This is a genomic window from Rhodococcus sp. LW-XY12 (genome assembly GCF_019317345.1).
GTDB lineage: Bacteria > Actinomycetota > Actinomycetes > Mycobacteriales > Mycobacteriaceae > Rhodococcus > Rhodococcus pyridinivorans.
In genome coordinates, this window is the sequence record NZ_CP079225.1 from 1,534,574 (window position 1) to 1,552,570 (window position 17,997).

The 17,997-nt window shown below is 63.1% G+C and carries 14 protein-coding genes and 2 pseudogenes; 3 read left to right on the forward strand and 13 right to left on the reverse strand.

Going from position 1 to position 17,997, the window contains the following annotated elements:
* Nucleotides 1-36: 36 nt before the first annotated feature.
* Nucleotides 37-1,758 (reverse strand): alpha/beta-hydrolase family protein, encoded by a 1,722-nt coding sequence (locus tag KXC42_RS07195; RefSeq protein ID WP_219130097.1) that lies wholly within the window; start codon nucleotides 1,756-1,758, stop codon nucleotides 37-39.
* A gap of 327 nt (nucleotides 1,759-2,085) precedes the next feature.
* Here KXC42_RS07195 and KXC42_RS07200 point away from each other — a divergent pair, with 327 nt between their 5' ends.
* Nucleotides 2,086-3,012, forward strand: a complete 927-nt coding sequence (locus KXC42_RS07200; RefSeq protein ID WP_039584755.1) for an HNH endonuclease — start codon at nucleotides 2,086-2,088, stop codon at nucleotides 3,010-3,012.
* A 96-nt stretch (nucleotides 3,013-3,108) separates the two neighbouring features.
* Here KXC42_RS07200 and KXC42_RS07205 read toward each other — a convergent pair.
* From KXC42_RS07205 to KXC42_RS07215, 3 genes and pseudogenes are all read right to left on the reverse strand, one after another.
* Nucleotides 3,109-3,578, reverse strand: a pseudogene (locus KXC42_RS07205) (transposase); the annotation flags it as partial.
* Nucleotides 3,579-3,982: 404 nt separating this feature from the next.
* On the reverse strand, nucleotides 3,983-4,330 hold the full coding sequence (locus tag KXC42_RS07210; RefSeq protein ID WP_039584756.1) for a hypothetical protein: 348 nt from the start codon (nucleotides 4,328-4,330) through the stop codon (nucleotides 3,983-3,985).
* Nucleotides 4,331-4,421: 91 nt separating this feature from the next.
* The gene (locus KXC42_RS07215; protein WP_219129458.1) at nucleotides 4,422-5,594 is read right to left on the reverse strand and encodes an ISAs1 family transposase; all 1,173 of its coding nucleotides are present in this window, start codon (nucleotides 5,592-5,594) and stop codon (nucleotides 4,422-4,424) included.
* 425 nt (nucleotides 5,595-6,019) lie between these two features.
* On the opposite strand from KXC42_RS07215, the gene KXC42_RS07220 reads away from it, so the two are divergent.
* Nucleotides 6,020-6,508, forward strand: coding sequence for a DUF2510 domain-containing protein (locus tag KXC42_RS07220; RefSeq protein WP_033098702.1), 489 nt, complete (start codon nucleotides 6,020-6,022; stop codon nucleotides 6,506-6,508).
* A gap of 16 nt (nucleotides 6,509-6,524) precedes the next feature.
* Here the strand turns inward: KXC42_RS07220 and KXC42_RS07225 are convergent, their stop codons facing one another.
* The 6 genes and pseudogenes from KXC42_RS07225 to KXC42_RS07250 all read right to left on the reverse strand — a co-directional run bounded on the left by KXC42_RS07225 (nucleotide 6,525) and on the right by KXC42_RS07250 (nucleotide 15,056).
* Nucleotides 6,525-7,295 carry a helix-turn-helix domain-containing protein gene (locus KXC42_RS07225; RefSeq protein WP_219130098.1) on the reverse strand — a complete coding sequence of 257 codons (771 nt, stop codon included), beginning with the start codon at nucleotides 7,293-7,295 and terminating at the stop codon, nucleotides 6,525-6,527.
* 226 nt (nucleotides 7,296-7,521) lie between these two features.
* On the reverse strand, nucleotides 7,522-8,415 hold the full coding sequence (locus KXC42_RS07230; protein ID WP_219130099.1) for an HNH endonuclease signature motif containing protein: 894 nt from the start codon (nucleotides 8,413-8,415) through the stop codon (nucleotides 7,522-7,524).
* 96 nt (nucleotides 8,416-8,511) lie between these two features.
* On the reverse strand, nucleotides 8,512-10,383 hold the full coding sequence (locus tag KXC42_RS07235; RefSeq protein ID WP_112319979.1) for a DUF2075 domain-containing protein: 1,872 nt from the start codon (nucleotides 10,381-10,383) through the stop codon (nucleotides 8,512-8,514).
* 126 nt (nucleotides 10,384-10,509) lie between these two features.
* Entirely contained in the window at nucleotides 10,510-11,547 is a 1,038-nt protein-coding gene (locus KXC42_RS07240) for an HNH endonuclease domain-containing protein (protein ID WP_219130100.1), read from the reverse strand.
* A 318-nt stretch (nucleotides 11,548-11,865) separates the two neighbouring features.
* The gene (locus KXC42_RS07245) at nucleotides 11,866-13,149 is read right to left on the reverse strand and encodes an IS256 family transposase (RefSeq protein ID WP_071936707.1); all 1,284 of its coding nucleotides are present in this window, start codon (nucleotides 13,147-13,149) and stop codon (nucleotides 11,866-11,868) included.
* A 508-nt stretch (nucleotides 13,150-13,657) separates the two neighbouring features.
* Nucleotides 13,658-15,056, reverse strand: a pseudogene (locus tag KXC42_RS07250) (IS1380 family transposase).
* A gap of 260 nt (nucleotides 15,057-15,316) precedes the next feature.
* Here KXC42_RS07250 and KXC42_RS07255 point away from each other — a divergent pair.
* Nucleotides 15,317-15,499: a hypothetical protein gene (locus KXC42_RS07255; protein WP_006552812.1), complete on the forward strand. Its 183-nt coding sequence runs from the start codon at nucleotides 15,317-15,319 to the stop codon at nucleotides 15,497-15,499.
* Between the two features lie 160 nt (nucleotides 15,500-15,659).
* Here KXC42_RS07255 and KXC42_RS07260 read toward each other — a convergent pair whose 3' ends face one another.
* The 3 genes from KXC42_RS07260 to KXC42_RS07270 are packed head-to-tail and all read right to left on the reverse strand — an operon-like array spanning nucleotide 15,660 to nucleotide 17,847.
* On the reverse strand, nucleotides 15,660-16,037 hold the full coding sequence (locus tag KXC42_RS07260; protein ID WP_219130101.1) for a hypothetical protein: 378 nt from the start codon (nucleotides 16,035-16,037) through the stop codon (nucleotides 15,660-15,662).
* Complete coding sequence (locus KXC42_RS07265) at nucleotides 16,034-17,248, reverse strand: hypothetical protein (RefSeq protein WP_257606052.1); 1,215 nt, start codon at nucleotides 17,246-17,248, stop codon at nucleotides 16,034-16,036. Before KXC42_RS07265 ends, KXC42_RS07260 begins: the two co-directional genes overlap by 4 nt.
* Nucleotides 17,212-17,847 carry a hypothetical protein gene (locus KXC42_RS07270; RefSeq protein WP_156895104.1) on the reverse strand — a complete coding sequence of 212 codons (636 nt, stop codon included), beginning with the start codon at nucleotides 17,845-17,847 and terminating at the stop codon, nucleotides 17,212-17,214. Before KXC42_RS07270 ends, KXC42_RS07265 begins: the two co-directional genes overlap by 37 nt.
* Between the last annotated feature and the right edge of the window lie 150 nt (nucleotides 17,848-17,997).

The following is a 17,997-nucleotide window of genomic DNA, read 5'->3' on the forward strand; positions in this document are numbered from 1 at the left end:
CCACTAGCAGAGCCTCGGGCAGCGTGCCGTGTTCGACTACTCGTCTGCGGTGTTCAACTGTTCGACGGCCTCGGCGATCCGCTGCGTGTCGGTGAGCGTCCACCCCTCTGGGGACGTCACGGCGGCCCAGCCGTAGGGGATGAGGTCCTCGTAGTTGTGGCCGTGACCGACGGGTGGCGACGTGCCGACCATGATGTCGGCCGCGACCTGAGCGAAGGTGACGATGGGGTACCACCGCATCGACGGTGAGCGATCCGCGCCCGGAGGTTCGGCGAGCCAGTCGGGTCGCTCGAAGAGCAGTCCCGGTCCCCACCACACCACCGGATCGGACGCATGCTGCAGATACAGGACCCGCGGGTCGTTCCACGGTCCTTGCTGGTCCTCGAGCGTCTGCAGGTCGGAGGCGAACCGCACCGCGACGCCGTCTTCGTAGACGGGCAGGACCTCGGGGCTGCCGGGATCACGGTGGTCGACGATGCTGCGCCACAGCTGGTTCGAGTTCGGAGGTCCGACGAACAGCGCGCCGTCGATCTGGCTGCGCATGTCAGTGAGGTCGTCGAAGGCGGCTTCGGCGGATTGCGAGCCGAGGCTCTCGCCGTAGACGACGAGCTTGGGTCGCTGGTCCTCCGGCAGTTGCGACCAGCGTTCGTGGACACCGTTGATCAGTGTGTTGCCGGCGACCTTGGCGGCGGAGCCGTCGACGAGGAAGGAGATCCAGCTCGGCAGGAAGGAGTACTGGATCGCGGCGATCGCCGAGTTGCCGTTGTAGATCGCTTCGATCGAGTCGGCGGCGAACGGGTTCACCCACCCGGTCCCGGTGGTGCCGGCGACGACGAGGATCTCGCGCTCCCACGCCTTCGTGCGGTCGAGTTCGTCGAGGATCAGCTGCACCTGCTCATCGGTGGTGCCGTCGGCTTCGAGTCCCGCGTACACCCGTACGGGTTCGAGAGCGGGAGCGTCGTTCAGCTCGGTCAACTGCTCGGCGTCCATCCCACCGGCGACGAACGTGCGTCCCTGACGCCCGAGACTCTCCCACGACGACGTCGACGCCGGGCTGCCCGACCGCTCGGGAATCTGCGGTTGCTCCACGCCGGGGTCGGTGCTGTTGTTGTCGTCGGCGAACACGATGCGTGCTGCCATAGAACTGCTCGCGAGCAGAACCTGATCGACGAATACCACCACCGCGAGCACGAGGATCACCGGCGCGAGGACACCGGCCGCGACGACCGGAACACGCAGGCGGGTCGCGAGGAACTCCGCGAAGCATCGTCCGACCCACCGCAATCCGCGTGCGATGTAGAGGAGGGCAGCGAAGACCGCGACGCTCACCAGTCCGGTGCGGAGATACGCGAAACCCGTTGTGGTCTCGATGCCCATAAGGACACGGATTTCGTTCTGCCATCCCGCTGCGGCGAGCAGACTCCCCAGAAGTGTTCCCACCGCGACCAGAGCGACCAGCACCTCGGCGATGCGCCGGACAGTGTGTCGGCGGCGCCACCACGTGAGACGCGGAGCGATCCATCGCCGCGCGGGAAAGGCGACGAGCACGCCGATGCCGTAACCGACGATGCCCGTCACGCCGCTGATCAGACCCTGGAAATACCACTCGCGGGGGATGAGGGAGGGACTCAGGCTCCACGCGAAAAAGAACAGGGCGACGACGAGACCGAGAAAGTCGAGGCCGAAGACGGAGAGGTGGCGCCGACCCGTATTGCCTTCGCGCGGAGTTGTCTCGTCTGTATCGACTTGCGTGCTCACGGGAGCGACCCTAACCCGGTCGGTGACCCACCGCGGGCCGAGCGAAGCCGGCCTCTCGTCGCCTTTGAGCTCAGGTTTGTGCGCTGCTGGGCGCGACGTATCCGGGTCCTGACGCCGCTGCCAGCGCCGTAGTGAAGGCATTCCGGCTCAGTGATGAGGGTCCGTCGCCGGCTGGGACCCATGGAAAGTAGACGACACTTCCATGCAATCGCTGGGTGAGTCCACGAGGAAGGCGTTCTAGTTGCTAATGGTTCAATAGGGATCATTCGACTGATGCGCCGAAATATCGCCGGCGCGTGGTCTCTGATGGGGTAATCAGGAGGATTTGTGAGTGACGGTTCGTGGAGCGGCGACGATTTCGATGCTCGTCTCCGCCGCGAGGCAATGGCATGGTTGACCATCCGCACGAATGACGGTCTCGATCCGATCAGTCGACAGGACCTCCTCGACTTCACGATCGATGGGGAGATGTTCCGGCTCATGGACCCGACGCGCGGGATCCGGAAGCCGAAGGAGCTTTCGTCAGCTCTGTCCATCAGTACGACGTATCGCGCGCCCGGTGCGAAGCGTCCGTACGAGGATCAGGTCGGCTCGGACGGACTCTTGCGCTACAAGTGGTCGACGACCGACCCGAACAACATGGACAATCGTGGTTTACGCGCGGCCATGAACGAGGGCGTGCCACTGATCTGGTTCTACGGCGTCGGTCCGAGCTTGTTCCAGCCCATCTATCCGGTGTTCATCATCGGGGAAGAACCTGACGAACACCAGTTCGTCATCGCCACCGAAGTCGCTCGCGATCTTCATCGTCCCGATTCCCGAGCGGAAGAGCAGCTTCGGCGATATGTCGTAGCAGAGACAAAGCGTCGGCTCCATCAGCCGGTTTTTCGTGCAACTGTGATGCGTGCGTACGAAACGCGATGTGCGGTCTGCGCTCTCGGTCATAGTGAGCTGTTGGATGCTGCGCATATTGTGCCTGACTCACACGAGGCAGGTATTGCGTCGGTGACTAACGGGCTCGCTCTGTGCAAGATCCACCACGCTGCGTACGACGTGAACATCCTTGGCATTACGCCGGACTTGGTCGTGGAGATCCGGAGGGCCCTTTTGGACGAGATCGACGGCCCGATGCTCGAGCATGGCTTGAAGGAGCGGCATGGACAGAAGCTGATGGTGGTTCCGCCGTCTCGTAGTGAGCAGCCTGACCGAGAACTCCTGGAAATTAGTTACGTCCGCTTTCTCAGCGCAGGCTGAGAGCTGACAGCAGCAGTCCCGCGTAGACCAGGACGATTGGACCTGGTGCACGACTCGGTGACAGTTTCGATCACGCAGCCTGTGCGGTTGGTGTAGTCATGATGTCTCGAACTCGACAGGCGTCAATCTGCCCAGTGGGAGCTGACGTTTCCAACGGTGATAAGTCCGCGCGATCCTCTTACCGCAAGCGGGTGGTGCCCCAGTGACGATCGCGACGCGCAACTGCTCGCAAGTGACCCAACGCTGCCGGTCGAGGACGTTGCGCTGGAGCAGCGCAAAGAACGATTCCATCGCGGCGTTGTCGCCGGCCGCCCCGACCCGGGCACATCGTCCTGACCAAGCCGTGACAGCCCCAGAACGCGAACGAATGCCGGCTGCGAAATTGCGATCCGCCATCGGGATGCACCACGTACCCGGCGACCGAACCTCGCCGAGCCACTGCGGATTCGAGGGCGGCCACAGCGAGTCGAGACTTCATCCGGTCACCAATCGAGTAGCCGACGATCTGGTTCGAGCAGACGTCCTTGATCACACAGGCGGAGCTTGCCCTCGTCGGTGCGGTGCTCGGCGGGGGTACTTCCCTTCGCGCAGTTCAGCGCTCTTACCGGCGGTGGTGCCGGGTGTGATGCGGTCTTCGACGTCAGCCTTTCGCATCCAGTTGGTCGAGCAGGATGCGCTGATGCCGAAGTCCGTGGCGAACTGCCGCAAGTGCTGGCCTGGTTCGCGGTGGCGGGCCACGCGCACGACGTCGTCGCGGAACTCTCTCGTGTAGGGCTCGGGCACGGGGTCGATCCTTCCAGCAGTGCCTGACGACACCGCAGTTCAGATGTCATCGATCCGTGCAGCAGTCCCGGTGCTCTGGCAACGCTGCCGAGAAATTCAAACCCGCAGTGCGCCGGCATCCATCGCAGAGAGCAGCTTCGAACTCGTGTGCGTAGCGCGGGCAGTCCGTCACGGATATCAGCGACCGTCAGGTCGACGTGCAAGCGCAGCCATCCAGGCCCGATCCGTTGTCGCGGCGGAACCAAGCCCAGGGTCCACGCCGCGAGGTGCGGCTGGCCTTCGAGCCGGCCCACGTCCACCAGCGCCGGTCGTTCCGATCGTCGCGCATGATGACCAACGCGCCGTCGGTGACTTGGTCGGAGCGGTGCACCCGCTGACCGTCAAACGCCGCTACGGCTCGCCGCGTCAACGTCACTCCGGAGGGTATTGCACCCAGCAGGATATCGCGAATGTCGCGCGCGATCTCGAACGATGCACCGTCGGGCAGGGGATCCCACTTGGCGTGGTCTTGGATATGGGTTGGCTCGACGAACACGTGCCGTCGCTTCCAGGCGATGCGGGTGACCTTCTACGACCGTCCGCCAGGATTCCGTAGTTGTTGAATCCCAGATCTGTGACCAGCGTTTTCATGCTCTCAGGACCAGGTCGACGGCATGATGAGGGTTCGCCGCCAGACGTCGGCATGCCTGGGCGATGTTCGACTGCCCGGCCCGACGATGCAGTCCGATGACCACGTTCCTCAACGTCGCCATCACCTGCGGACCATGTCCGGCGCGAACAGTGGACCTGTCTTCATCGAACGTCACATCCCGCACGTAGTGGACCTTGTTCTCGATTGCCCAATGACCCCGGATCCACGACGCCAGCAACCTCGGCGGCGCCTGCTCACACGGCAGCGAACAGATCGCGTAGACAACTTCGATGCTCCACTCCTCGGTGCCGATCACGCGGCGCAACCGGGTGACCTCAATAGCCTGCTGCGCGTAGGGAAAACGCAGACCACGGGCCACCGTGACAATCTTGTAGCTGCGCTGCTCCTCACGGCCGTGCCCCCGCTCGAGCGGATCGGACCACACCACCGGCACCTGCTCCCAGGGCTGACTCTGAACCCGGGCGAGCAGCCCCGGCTGGTTCGCCTTGACGACCATGACGTACTCGGCCCGACACTGCTCGCGCAGACATCGTGCGGTCGTCTTCTGCGTATGCATAGCGTCGACGGTGACCACCGCCCCCGCGAGATCGAGTCCGCGCACCAGCCTTCTGACCGCGGGAATCTCGTTGGACTTGTCAGCGGTGCGGCACTGCCCGAGCACCACACCCTCGGCGTGGGTGACCGCCGACACCAGATGCGGAGCCACTGTTGTCCCGATGCGGGCGCCGCGGATCGTCTTACCGTCCACGGCCACCGCCACGCATCCAGTGGCGTCGGTGCAGGCGGCCAAATGCGCGCTGAGCACCCGGTCGAGGGTGTCACCGTCGATCCGTCCGAGTACCTGCCGGATCGTGGCCTCACTCGGAATCCGGAATCGGATACCGCACCGGGCCAACACTTCCTGAGGGACACCGGTAACCCAGTCTGCGATGGCGTAGAAGGATCGGGCGCCGGTGGCGACAGCGCACAATGCCACGGCAATCAACGATGGCAGTCGGTAGCGGCGACCGCGCCGATCCCGGGGATCGGGCAGCGCTTCGAGTGCTGTGAGCAGCGCCGGTAGGTGCGCATCGTCGGCGACGGTCGTGGTCCACCGGGCCAGTTGGTCAAGGCAGGGGTCGATCGGGGACACTGTCCCGGCGGGCATGGGTGACTCCTCGTGGACGATCTGGGTGCGTGAGATACATCCATGATCAATCCCTGTCTCCATGCCCGCTCAACCGGCCTTGGTGGCGCATCGAGTAACTCAAAATCCCAGGTCATAGGACCGCTGATCAACAACTACGGCACCCTGGACCGTCCGCCGAGTAGCAGTATATGGGGCCCTCGACGTCGTCGGTGAGCATGCTGGTCTCCACAGAATCGATCTCTTGCCGGCCCGGCCTATACCGTGAACTCTGGGGCAGTGGCAACGCGGTGCGGTGCGCCAACTCGGTCGGTCCCTTGATGAGCTCCACTACAGCAGGCACCGGCGGTGCACTCTTACTGCGACCCGCCGCTGGGCGGAACCGGTAACAGTGCTCGCTTGCATGCCGATTAGTCCAACAAATCCCAGTCGAGAATGGACAAGTGATGAGCACGCAAGCGGGATGGTACGCGGACGGCAATAGCCCGGGCGTCGAGCGCTGGTGGGACGGAAATCAATGGACAGAGCAGACTCGTCCGATGTCGGGGCCAGGATTCGGAGCGCCAGCTCCCGTCAATCCGGAGAAGAACGGGATGGGCCTGGCCTCGCTGATTCTGGGGATCGTGGGTCTCCTGTTCTGTTTGATGCCGATCACCGGGTTCATCGGCTTCATTCTCGGCATCATCGGGCTCGCTCTGGGTCTAGCGGGTATCAGCCGTTGTCGTAAGAACAAGGCGACGAACAAGAAGACCGCGATCTCGGGCACCATTCTCAGTGCCCTTGCCGTGATCTTCGGCATCGTTGGCATCGTCATGTTCTTCACCGCCGTCGACCAGCTCGGAAACGATCTCGACCAGATCGGAACCGACCTGCAGGATTACAGTGATTGCATCAGTGAGGCAGAGAATCTCGACGAAATGAACCTGTGCGAGTAGCCGCAGTTTCGGCTCTTCACGCTGCCTGAGCAGTTCGGCAGGGACACCTCACCGCCCTGCCGTGCGCGTCGTCCGGTAGCCACCCGTACTCGTCGCACGCTCCGCACTTCGCCGGTCGGATCCGTGGAACGGACAGTCCCTGCCACATCGGTAGCCACGCGTGCGCGTATCGCATCGGATCGCTGGGGCGATGCGCAGCCTTCGCGGTCGCTACCAGCGTCGGAACGCCGTGCGTCGCGATCAACGCTTCGATCGCGGCTACGGCATCCGGCCTGAGGTACGCGAATGTTGCTGTCAGTCCGGATTCTTTACATGCCGCCGCCAACCGGGCGACCTCGGGACTGTGCGATGCGTTCGAGACCTGGGACGTGCGGTTGGTTTCCGTCCTTGGTGAATCAGTACTTAAAAGACCGCCTGGCTCTCCGATGTCCGCGTTGCCGCGGGTCGGATTTTCAGGGCCCGGCTGGACGTGCGGCTCCTCGTAGATCGTCTGAATGGTGATCCACTGGCCACGCTCGTTCTGAATCTTCTCGCGGACCAGATATCCGAGTTCGGCAAGCTCTCGGAGAGCGGAGCGGATGGCGTCGCGACCTTCCTTCGGCGACTGGCCGGCGATCGAGTCGGACCGGGTACGCCAGTCGTCCGGTTTGGACAGCAACCAGATGAGCACACCGCGTGCGCGGAAGGAGAGGCGCTCGTCGTTGATGACGGCGTTGCTGAGGATGGTGAAGTTGCTGGCCAGGCGCGGTCCACGACGCACGCCGCCAGCCAGGGTATTCTGGCCCACGTTCGACTCCCTATAAGTCGGACATCCGGCCCGTCGGGAGTTGCCGCTCCTGGCGGGCCTTCTTCACTTGTGACGCCACGCGGATCGGTGACGATCTTGAGATTTTGGCACTCCTTCGGTTGTGCGCGCAAGCAGATCCTTCGAAGTCGCTTCAGCGCAACGGTTTATATGATCACGCGGGCCGCGACATCTCTGCGGCGATCGCCATAATCCTCTTCTGCCAGAGTTATGAAGCCGATCGGACCCAGTCGCACGCGTCTCGATGCCGAGCGAGCGCCGCAGCATCAGGGTGATGAGCGGAGCTTTTCGGTACTCGAATCCGCTTGCCCGCGAAGGCTGCATACTCGCTGCTCTCGAGCTGGGGAGCCACTGCGACTGTGAGGTCGCTGCGCACTGTCCACAGTTGCAGGTCGAACAAGGTGTGGAGGTCGGCGCGGAGGAGCAGACCATTGGTCACATGGTTGCTGTGCTCTCCGAAGTAGCGGTCGATATGGGCTGCTTCCAGGACCGCCTCGACGTCGCATCCGGTGACTGCGCAACGACGTTCATACGCTGCCAGCAGTGCGCGACGGAACTTCGGCTGACCGTATCGCACAGCAATGGCTCGTTGAGCGCGTTTACGGACGTCATCGCCCTTCTCGTACGTCGGGAGGCTCTTGGGTAACTCGACGTCGACGACGGGGAAGTGGGCGAAAGCGAGATCGGCTTCGGTGCCGAACAGTGAGCGTAGGCGACTTTCGGCAGACGGGTCGGACACCTGGTTGGCTCCGGCCTGTGCCGCGAGATTTTTGCCGAGTAGCTTCTGTAGCTGTGCCCAGGTGGGCGATGAAACTACGTCCTCACTGATTGTTTCGAACTCGAATCGGTGTGTGTAGCCGCCGGTTTGAACGTCGCTCCAGTGCGCGGGTTGCGAGCTCGGGGTGATTTCGTATAGACCGGAAGTCGCTCGTGCACGTGCAACAAACCCATTGCCCTGACCCGTGATCCAGAAGTAGATGTCGTCACCGGGCACAATCTTCCTGAAGTACGACGGGCTACGGACGTCCCAGAAGCCGTCGTCTCGTGCGTAATCCCAGTGCTGTGGTGTCTTCTCGTTGATCTTTACGATCCAGCTGGTCATTGCCCATGCGCCTTCTCAGGTTCGCATCGGGTGGGGGCATGTCCTGCTGCGGAAGCCCGTCGGGCCGTGCTCGGTGTTCGGTAGTCGTCGTGAGGGTCAGTCGGAGATCAGTTGACGGAGCGCATCTCGCGTTTCGGCATCGGTCGAGTAGATGACGGTGCCGATCATTCCGCGGGTAAGCAGCACCTTGTAGACATTGCGGACCAACCTGTCGAAGCGCACGTCGGAAATTCGTGTGCGGTTCTTGAAATCGGGATCGCGGTTCGCCTCGCGAATCGTCGTGAATCGTCCGTTACGCCAGACCAGATCGGGTCCGAGGATGACTCCGTTCCAGTCGTATTCGAAACCCTGGGCCGTGTAGACGCAACCGACCTGCCCGAACCCGCCGTCCTCAGTGGCCCAGAGTGCAGATGGGGGAGCGTCACCGATTCTGCGGTCGCTCTTGCTGTTCCACGGGCGTGCCCAACTACCGATCCGAACGTCGGGCACCAGATTCCCGTCCTTGTCTGCGTCGCTCCACGGCCAGCAGTAACCGGCCGTCATCCGCGCCGAATATCCGAGATCCCTCTGCTGGGAGAGAAGGTGCTCCATCTCTTCGGGGCTGTCGGCAACGCGAACGGTGAACTGGGGATCGCCTCTCCACTCGAACGGCCCTCCGTCTTCGAGGTCGAGTAGCCGCTTCACCCACAGCAAGTACTCTTCGCTGCCTCCGCAGCGGAATTGTTCTCCCAGGTGGATGTGCTGTGTCTCGAGACCCAGTGAGGCTGCGTAATGTTCGATCTGGGCATAGGATCCCATCTCCCCGGGGCGTACAACCTGGTGCTCGTCGAGAAGGAAAACAGGGACGCGCGCGGCCGCGATGAGTTCGTCGACCTGCGGCCGGTCTGTGCGGAGTTCGGCTCGTGTGTACCGGTCGACGGAGGTCTCACGGATGCGGTGCGCCTCGTCGAGGATGAGGACGTCCAGTCCGTTGCGATCCGCCGTCATGAACTGGTTGAAGTACTTGAACATCTTCTGCACGCGCGGCGCGCGGTGCCCCGCAACCTTCCGCAGGGTTTGTGTGAACGATCGGGACCCTGTCGCATGCAGCACGGTTCGGCCGCGCCGGGCGAGCTCACCGAGTAGCGATAACGCCACGACGCTCTTGCCGCTACCGGGACCACCGGTGACGATGATGACGCGCTTTCGATCGGCGGCGCGAGACTGCTCCACCTCGTGAAGCACGAGGTCGACGGCGAGTTGTTGATTGCCGAGCAGATGAAACTGTGGCCGGTCGCGTACTTCTGCAGCGGCAACTTTGAGCAGTTGCTGCGACGGTGCGATTGCCGACTTCATCAGAGCGTCGGCGGCGGCGTAGCCGGGCGTGGGTGCGAGGCGACTCCGGAGAAATTCGATCATGTCCCCGCGCTCGCCAGCGGTGAACATGCGCCCGGTGACGCTCATCGGATAGGAACGCAGATCGGCAACGGCTCCCGGATCGGTCGCATTGTGCAGATAGGCGATGCCTGCAAGAGCGTCCGGTTGATCGGACACCGTACGGGCGAAGTCCGCGAGGTAGTCGCAGTAACCCTTCACCTGCGCGGCAGGATGCAGCTTCGGTCCTCCAGGCATCCCGGATACCTCGACAAGTTCGGGGTTGTCCTCATATCGGCGCGCTGCCGACCATTGCTTCAGTTCGACGACCACGTACGAAGCCGCGCCGGTCTGTGGATGCGTCCCTGCGAGGACGACGTCGGCTCGCTGGGACGTCAACGGCAAGTGATATTCGAGCAGCATCTCGACGTCGTGGAGACCGGCGTCGACGAGATCGCGAGCGAGAACAGGCAGGCTCCGTGTCCAGGACCTCTGCTCGGCTTCCCCGGCACGTCGTCCCGTGCGGAACAGCATTTGCTCCAACAACTGCTCCGCGAGTGATTCAGGACGATCGAGGTCGACGATCCGGCGGGCGGTAGTACGAAGCAGCGTCACAGTCAGGTCCCCAAGGCAGCACGAATCCACTCGTGCGGGTGGGGGCATGTCCGTGGCTGCTCATCGCAGCGGAAGTCCGTCGGGCCGCAGGACAGAACTATATCGGTGAGAGCGGCCGCGGGTCGTTCAGGGCGCGTGCGGTTGGTACGTCCCGGACGATCTCCACAGCAACGAGCCGGCAGGCAAGGCCGCATACACGCCGTGAGCAGCCGACGCCGTCCGCTTGTGCAGGACCGGGATGCGGGTAAGGCTGGAAATCTCGGACAAGGATTGTCGTTCCAGGGCTCGTGTCACGTGGTCCTGCACCGGGATGCTCGCCGACTTGTCGAGGTTGCATCGTGCGTCGGTTGCCACCAGGTTGGCAACACCGTCGATGGGGATCATCGACCAAGGCACAACGTGATCGATGTGGACATCGGATTGCAGACGGCCGTCGCAGTAGAAGCAACGACCTGACTGCAGGTCACGGAGTGGGTCGACGAGAGCACGCAGTGCTGTGCGGTCGGTGCCGAAGAGAAACCCGTCGATGTCCTCGGCGTCGAGTTCGGCGCGATTGAGGTCGATGACGTCGTGCGCCCACACGGAGCGCACGAAGGTCCTGAGCAGTACGGATGTCCGTCGTAAGCCTTCGGGAACTCCTGGTCGCAGCACGATGACGGCGATTCGGTCGACGTCGCTCATGGTCATCTTCTTGTGGAAGCCCGCCGCGTTGTACATGAACTCGTCGCGGGTAGCGCTGTGAGGAACGCTCTGCAGGTGCGTAAGTGGCTGTTGCGCGATCGTCAGCCGTACGGAGCGAACGAGTCGTCGATAGACCGGATGGGCGGACTCGCGAGCTACCTCCGCGGTGCGAAGCCCGTCGAGTATCAGGACGTCTCTGGCTTCTGCGATTCGATCAGGGATCGAACGTCCGCGCCTGACCTGAGTAAGCCGTCCGTGGCGGTGGAACGACCGGACCTGATTCCAGTAATAGCCGATGACCCGATGAGTGATCTCGTCGATCGGAACAGTGAGACTCCCGTCGGGAGCAGCGGTGTTCTCGACGCAGATGTCGACGAGCGCCATGACGGTCGCGAGCTTGTACGTCGAATTGCGGCGGCCGGCCTCGAGCAGTTGCACGACACGGCCGGCGACGTCGAGGGGGTCAAGTGCCGCAAAGCTCATCCCGGCACAATATCCGCCGCTCGAGCCTGAGGCTTTCGCGCTACGAATTCTGAACCGAAGGTCGTGCGGTGAGAGCGTTCGGTCGATGCGGTTCTTCTGTCAATCCGAATCGTTCATCGAAGATGTCCTGCGACGTGAGAGCGATCTATTGCTCGGCTCAAGCATGGGCGAGCAGCATCGTGGCGTTGGCCACTGTATGGGGGCGGATCCGAATGGAGACAGGGACGACGAGCGACCGGCAATGATCGAACTCGAACCGATTGAGCCCCGTGAAGTGGTGTAAACCGTTGTGCGCGTTGCGCTGTGAGGCTGTGTTGATTATGCCGTAAGGGGCGTCTGCTCGTCCACCACCTCTCCGGGACGGGCGGGTCGGACTGCGTCGAGGACGGTCGGTGCCGGCGGGGACAGCAATGTCATCGACTCTTCCGACAGGTAGCGACGATCACTGACCTGCCATTCCTCGTGTGCTTCGATGAGCACACAGGTGGCCAGCCGCAACAGTGCGGTGGGGTTCGGGAAGATCCCGACTACGTCGGTTCTGCGCTTGATTTCCCGATTGAGCCGCTCGATCGGATTGGTGCTCCAGATTTTCTTCCAGTGCGCCTCGGGGAAGTCGGCGAACGCAGTGATCTGTTCCTTGCACTCGATCAGCATCGCTGCCACCGTCGGGAATTGCGACTCCAAGGTGCTGGCGACGGTGTCCACGTGGTCGCGCACCAGCATCCCGGTGGGCTGGGAGAAGATGGTGCGTATCGCCGCGGCGACCATCTCGAACTGGCCTTTGGGGATCCGGGCGGCGACGTTGCGCAGGAAATGCACCCGGCACCGCTGCCACGCCGCCCCCACCAACACCTTGTCGATCGCGTTCATCAGACCGCGGTGGTGGTCGGAGATCACCAACTGCACCCCGTGCAGACCACGTTCGCGCAGGCTCCGCAGGAATTCGGCCCAGAACACCTCGGTCTCGCTGTCGCCGACCGCGCAGCCGAGGACCTCCCGCCGGCCGTCGGCGGCGACACCGGTGGCGATGACCACCGCTTGGGACACGACCTTCGCGCCCTTGCCGCGGTTGTCCCCACCGACGCGGGCCTTGCAGTAGGTGGCATCGAGAAACACGTACGGGTAGGCGTGGACATCGAGTTCACGAGTGTTGAACGAGCGGACCTCGTCGTCCAGGTCCCCGCAGATCCGTGATACCTCGGACTTGGAGATTCCGGTGTCGGCACCCAGTGCGACGACCAGGTCGTCGACTTTGCGGGTCGAGACGCCGTGCACGTAGGCCTCCATGATCACCGCATGCAGGGCCTGGTCGATGCGACGGCGTGGGTGCAGCAGCGACGGGAAGAACGAGCCGTGCCGAAGCTTGGGAATCTTCACCGTCACGTCGCCGCTGGTGGTCGAGACAGTCTTGTCGCGGGTACCGTTTCTGCTGGTGGTGCGGGTGTCGGTCCGTTCGTAGCGTCCGGCACCGATATGGGCGGTCGCCTCGGCGTCGACCAACGCTTGCAGAATCGTGGCGAGCAGGGTGCGCATGATGTCGCCGCCGTCGGCGGTGCGTAGCGACTCGGTGAGCTCGAGTAGGGCAGACTGGTCCAGGGCCATCGCGGTGTCTTTCTCGTGTGAGTTTCTTGGTCGTTACCCACACAGCTTCACGCGGTGGCCCTTCTACGTTCAGGACCGACACGGTCCCGATTCGGGAGCCCGGTTTCACACCACCCCAGGGGACTTACCCCTCGAACCCGAATTTGATATGTGGACGATAGGGGATTGCAATGGGCTTCCTCGCGCGCCGAACCCGGGTTTGCTCACGCTACACGCGGGGCAAGCCTCGGGTCAGCGCGCGAGAGTTGTGGGGGCGCACGCGGCCTGGAGACAGGATCCCGGGCCTTCTGGGCTACGACCCCTTCCACTACGTCGTGTACACCCGACCGTCGTTGCCGCAAATGACTGCGTCGAGATTCTTAGCCTGAATCCACTGACGTGATGCCGAAGCCCATTCCGGCCGGGCGAGTGGATGTATGGGCAGTTGCGGACATGCGGTGACCGCTGGTTTGCCGAGCTTTTCCACGGTGCGGTTCCGGTCGTGCCGTCTCGGCGGGTCGGTCGGTGTTCAGGCGATAGCTGGCGGGCTGTGGCCGATGGTGTTGGTCCACAGTCGAAGCCATGCGTCCGACCAGGGCCAGTGCGTGGGTAGCCGCGAGATCGGTTCTCGTTGCGGTCGACACAATCGGGCCGGGATATCGACGATCTTGCGCCGTAGCGTCGCCCCACGGGCGCGAACATGCCCACCACCTGCAAGAAGGCCGGTGGCGCGCAGCAGGTTGTGGGCGATCGCCGCGCAGAGCACCCACGCGGAGTTCGCCCCGAAGCGCCCCGATGGCATGTGCGCCAGGGGTCCGTCGATGAGGTCGGCGAAGACGGTTTCGATGATCGCGTGCCGGCGATGGGTGACATCGGCGTCGGTGGCCGAGGTAGTGGTGTTGGTGAAGAACGGATGATGCCGCCATACCGGGAACAACGCGTCGGGGTAGCGGGCGTCTTTGACGCGGCGCACGATCAACCGGGCGGTGACCGGAGTCGTGGTGGAAGCAAAAGCGGTGTAGGTGGTTTCGGCGACCTCGGCATCTTCAGATCCACGCTCCGGTGTCCGGGTCGCGGACCGCTCCGGGGTACTTCACCGGGGTCCACGCCTCGTCGGCGATGGAGTCGATCGCGCACCGGACCGCGGTGTTCTTGTCCAGGACCAGCGAGAAGCACACTTTCGCGCGCAGGCACGCCGAGATGACCGAACGGGTGCCGTAGGCGGAATCACCGCAGGCCGTGATGGCACCGGCCGCGCCCGCTGCCCGGGCGGTGACGATGGCCTGGGTGACCATCCGACCTGCACCTTTACCGGATCCGGCTTTCCCGGCGCGTAGTCGCATGCCGGTGATGATCGGTGTGGAGTCGGCTGTGCTGATGGTGGTGGCCAGCGGGGACAGGCCTTTGCGCAGGATCTGTTTGCCGGCGATTTTCGTGTGTCCGTAGCTCGCGCCTTGTTTGGCGCGGTCGTAGACCGGGCGCAGCAGCGAGTCGATGTCGAGGAACGCCTGCTCGGCCAAACCGGGCAGGATCTCGACTCGGGCGGTGAGTGCGATCAGGTGTTCGCGGAGCACGGATTCGAGCTGACGGGCATGACCGAAGCTGAACTCGCGTAGCAGTGTTCCCACAGTCGAGGGTGCATAGACACCTGCGAACAGGTGTGTCATGCCGCCCGAGCGCAGCAGGTCGATATCGTCGATGCTGTCGGCGCCTGCGCACATCCCGGCGATCAGGGTGAGCAGTTTCGGTGCAGGGTTCGCCGCTCCGGAGGCGACCTTGGTGGTGGTGATCGAGATCTTCTCGGCGAGCAGGTCCGGCAGGTGGGTGTGTTCGGCCAAGGTCATGATCGGGACCAGGCCGGCGCACGAGACGAGGTTGTCCTCGTCGAACATGGCGGAGTCGTCGATGAACTTGTGGGGCACTTTCACCGGAAGTGTCTTTCGTGAACTGGTGGATTTGTTCTGTGAGAACTCCAATCTTCCCAGTTCAGGGGGCACTTTCTTCAGTTCGACACGCTGCTTCGCAGTCGGTCTTTCGGTGGAATCAGGGTAAGGGCAGGAATGAGATCGGTGTTGCCGAGGCGCGTCACACATGTGCGACAAAGTACCTCCCGCAGGTGGTGTCGGCTGCGTCAGAAGCTCGCGTCTTTGCTGTCATCGGCGTGCATGCAGCTCGGGAGGTTTCACAATTGTTCCACCTGGGTCTCGACGGAGAGCACCGATACGCCGAGTTCGTTCACGACGGCCGTCCCCGAGCGTTCGTCTATCTCGACCATCCGTCGAGTGGCGGCAAGAAAAAGCGATTCGCGACGGCCGTGACACCAGAGCAGCTCGATCGCCTACGCACTGAGTTCGCGGCCACCACGATCTGACGCTGCGCGAGATCCTGGCCGTCGATGCCGACGCGACAACGACTTGGGTGGTTCCAGCCCCGCCATCCGGGGGTGGAACCACCCAAATCAGGAGGAGCTGCACCAGCTCGCAATCCACGTCCGCAGGGACAGCTCTACAACGAATGCACGTGATGGTCGATCATCGCTGCCAGGGAGTTCTGTACGGCCCTGGCTCGTCCTCGACCGGAGTTGCGACAGGTGGCTGATGATCCCAACGCCAGCGGTAATGCTTCGATGCTTTCAGTTCGATCACCTCCGGTGGGAGAGTGCGAAGGATCCGTTCGATGTCGCGCCATTCGGCTGTGCCTGCGTCGACGCGGGCCGCGAAGGCTCGGAGCGCGTCGGATGCGGCGTCGGTTTCGGCGAGCCGGCTCATCAGTGCTTCATCGACGTCGATGCGCGTATCCCAGTCACCGTTGCTCACCTGGTCGGCGCGGATGCGGCGGGTGTCGACGGCGTGTCCGGCGTCCTGGATCCTGCGGACGGCTGCTTCCAGGTGGGGCGGGACGTCCCTCATACGGCATCCGCCCAGGGGTCGTCGCCGACGGCATAGCCGGATTTGGGGGCGTTGTATGTATCGCCTGCATCGGCCACGCTGGCGATATCCATGGCGAGTTCGGCTTTCGTCTTGGTGTCGGTGTAGGCGTCGGTTATCGGTGCAAGCTTCTCTTCGAACTTCTCGTTGAGATAGCCGGACGGAGATGCCATCGCCGCAAGGAATCCTTCGAGCGCCTCGACGATCTCCCGCACGCTATCCACGAGATCATCGATCTGCGAAGCCGCTTGTCTGATGATCTCGACAATGGCGTTCACCTGGATGTACGTGCCGATCCAGGGGATCTTCTTGACGGCGAACTTCAATGCCTGGGTGGTGTTCTCAAGTGAGACTTCCGCTTCCAGCATCGTGACGAGTCGCTGAACCCCGCTGATAGCCGCCTGTCTGACCTTGTCGGAGGTGAAGAAACACATCTCTTTCGCTACTCGGCCTACCGGGCCTTCCCACTCCATAGCTGCTGCCTGGCGTTCGGCGTGTTCGGTGAAGCTTTGAGCCGCGGCGCCGTCCCAATGCGGATCGAGTTGTTCATAGCCGGCGCGGACGTTGGAACCGCACGTCTCCATACCTTCGGCTGCGATGCGGTATGCGTCGCCGATACGCTTCAGTTCGTTCCAGTTTCCCGTCAATGGCTCCACGAACTGCAGGAGCGGACTCCATCCCGTTGCAGCGTGAATCGCGTCGTCTACATCTCCGAGCCAACCTGCTGCGTCCGCGATGACTTGCCGAATATCCTCGGCTCCTACTTCGGACAGCGGAAGGTCTACTTCCTCTGCCTTCCGGTAAGTCACCGGGTCGAGGAACGGAGCTGCGGGGCCGGGCGCTGGGGTGTACGGGTCGTAGTGGGCGTCGATCGGCTCTTCGAACAGTATGTTCGCGTTGAGAGCGTCATATGTTTGGGCCTCTTGGTCTGCGTACATCCACGCAACTCGGTTGAGCTCCACACCGGTCGACCGAGTAACCGCCGCCAAGCCGCCGTACCGGGAAGACATGAAGTCCGCGGTCGCTGCCAGAGGGGCGCTCAATAGTGCAAGTACACCTGCGCCCAATCCTTGCTGAACACTGCATTCCGCACGTATGTAGTCGGTGGAGGCCGAGGCGTCGTCGGCAATGTCATCGAATAACACAGCGGTTCCGGCTACTTCTTCGGGAGCTGCCTTGAATGTTTCGCCCATGACACTTTCTGTCTTCTTGATGCGCTTCGTTTGGTGGGTCGAAGCGTCGAAATGATGTCGTCTGCAACCCCGCCCTCGTACGCGCCATCGATATCCTGGTGGACTTCGACCATCAACACCATGGTTTCTGCGGTGGCGTAACCTGGCGTCGCCACGACGTCGAAGCGGGCCGAGCCTGGTTCGCACGAACTGATTCGCGGGATATCGGTAACGAGGGCTGAGACGCGGACCGCGGGCCGCCCTGCGACTTCGAACCATACGGGGCCGGTGTACTCGACCGTCGGCAATGTTCCGGCATTGTCGTCGAAAATCCACTCGACGGCGCGGACCTCTTGTTGCGCTACCGATTCGAGGTCCAGGTCCCGCGAACCTGCCGCGCCGGAGATCGCAAGCCAGCCCCCGTCTTCCTCCGGGCAATAACCGTAACCGAAGAACCCGACAGCTCCATAACTGGCCTTGTCGTTCTCGTTGGACCATCCGGCGATAGAACGGTAGTCGTTGGTCCAGTCCGCCGGAATATCGTATGTAAGACCGTATCTCGTGCTGATCGGTTGCGGCGCACCTGGAGCGGCGGTCATCTGAGGCGGTGGGCGCAGCATCGAGGGGAACCCCTCCGGCAATGGCGGGGGAGAGGTTCGTGGACCCACCGGTGCCGATGGCGCGGAGGTAGTCGGCACCAAGGTCGGAACCGAGGGGACGTCAGGGCCGACAATCGAGGACACCCGCGGTAGCAGCAGGATTGCTGCTAT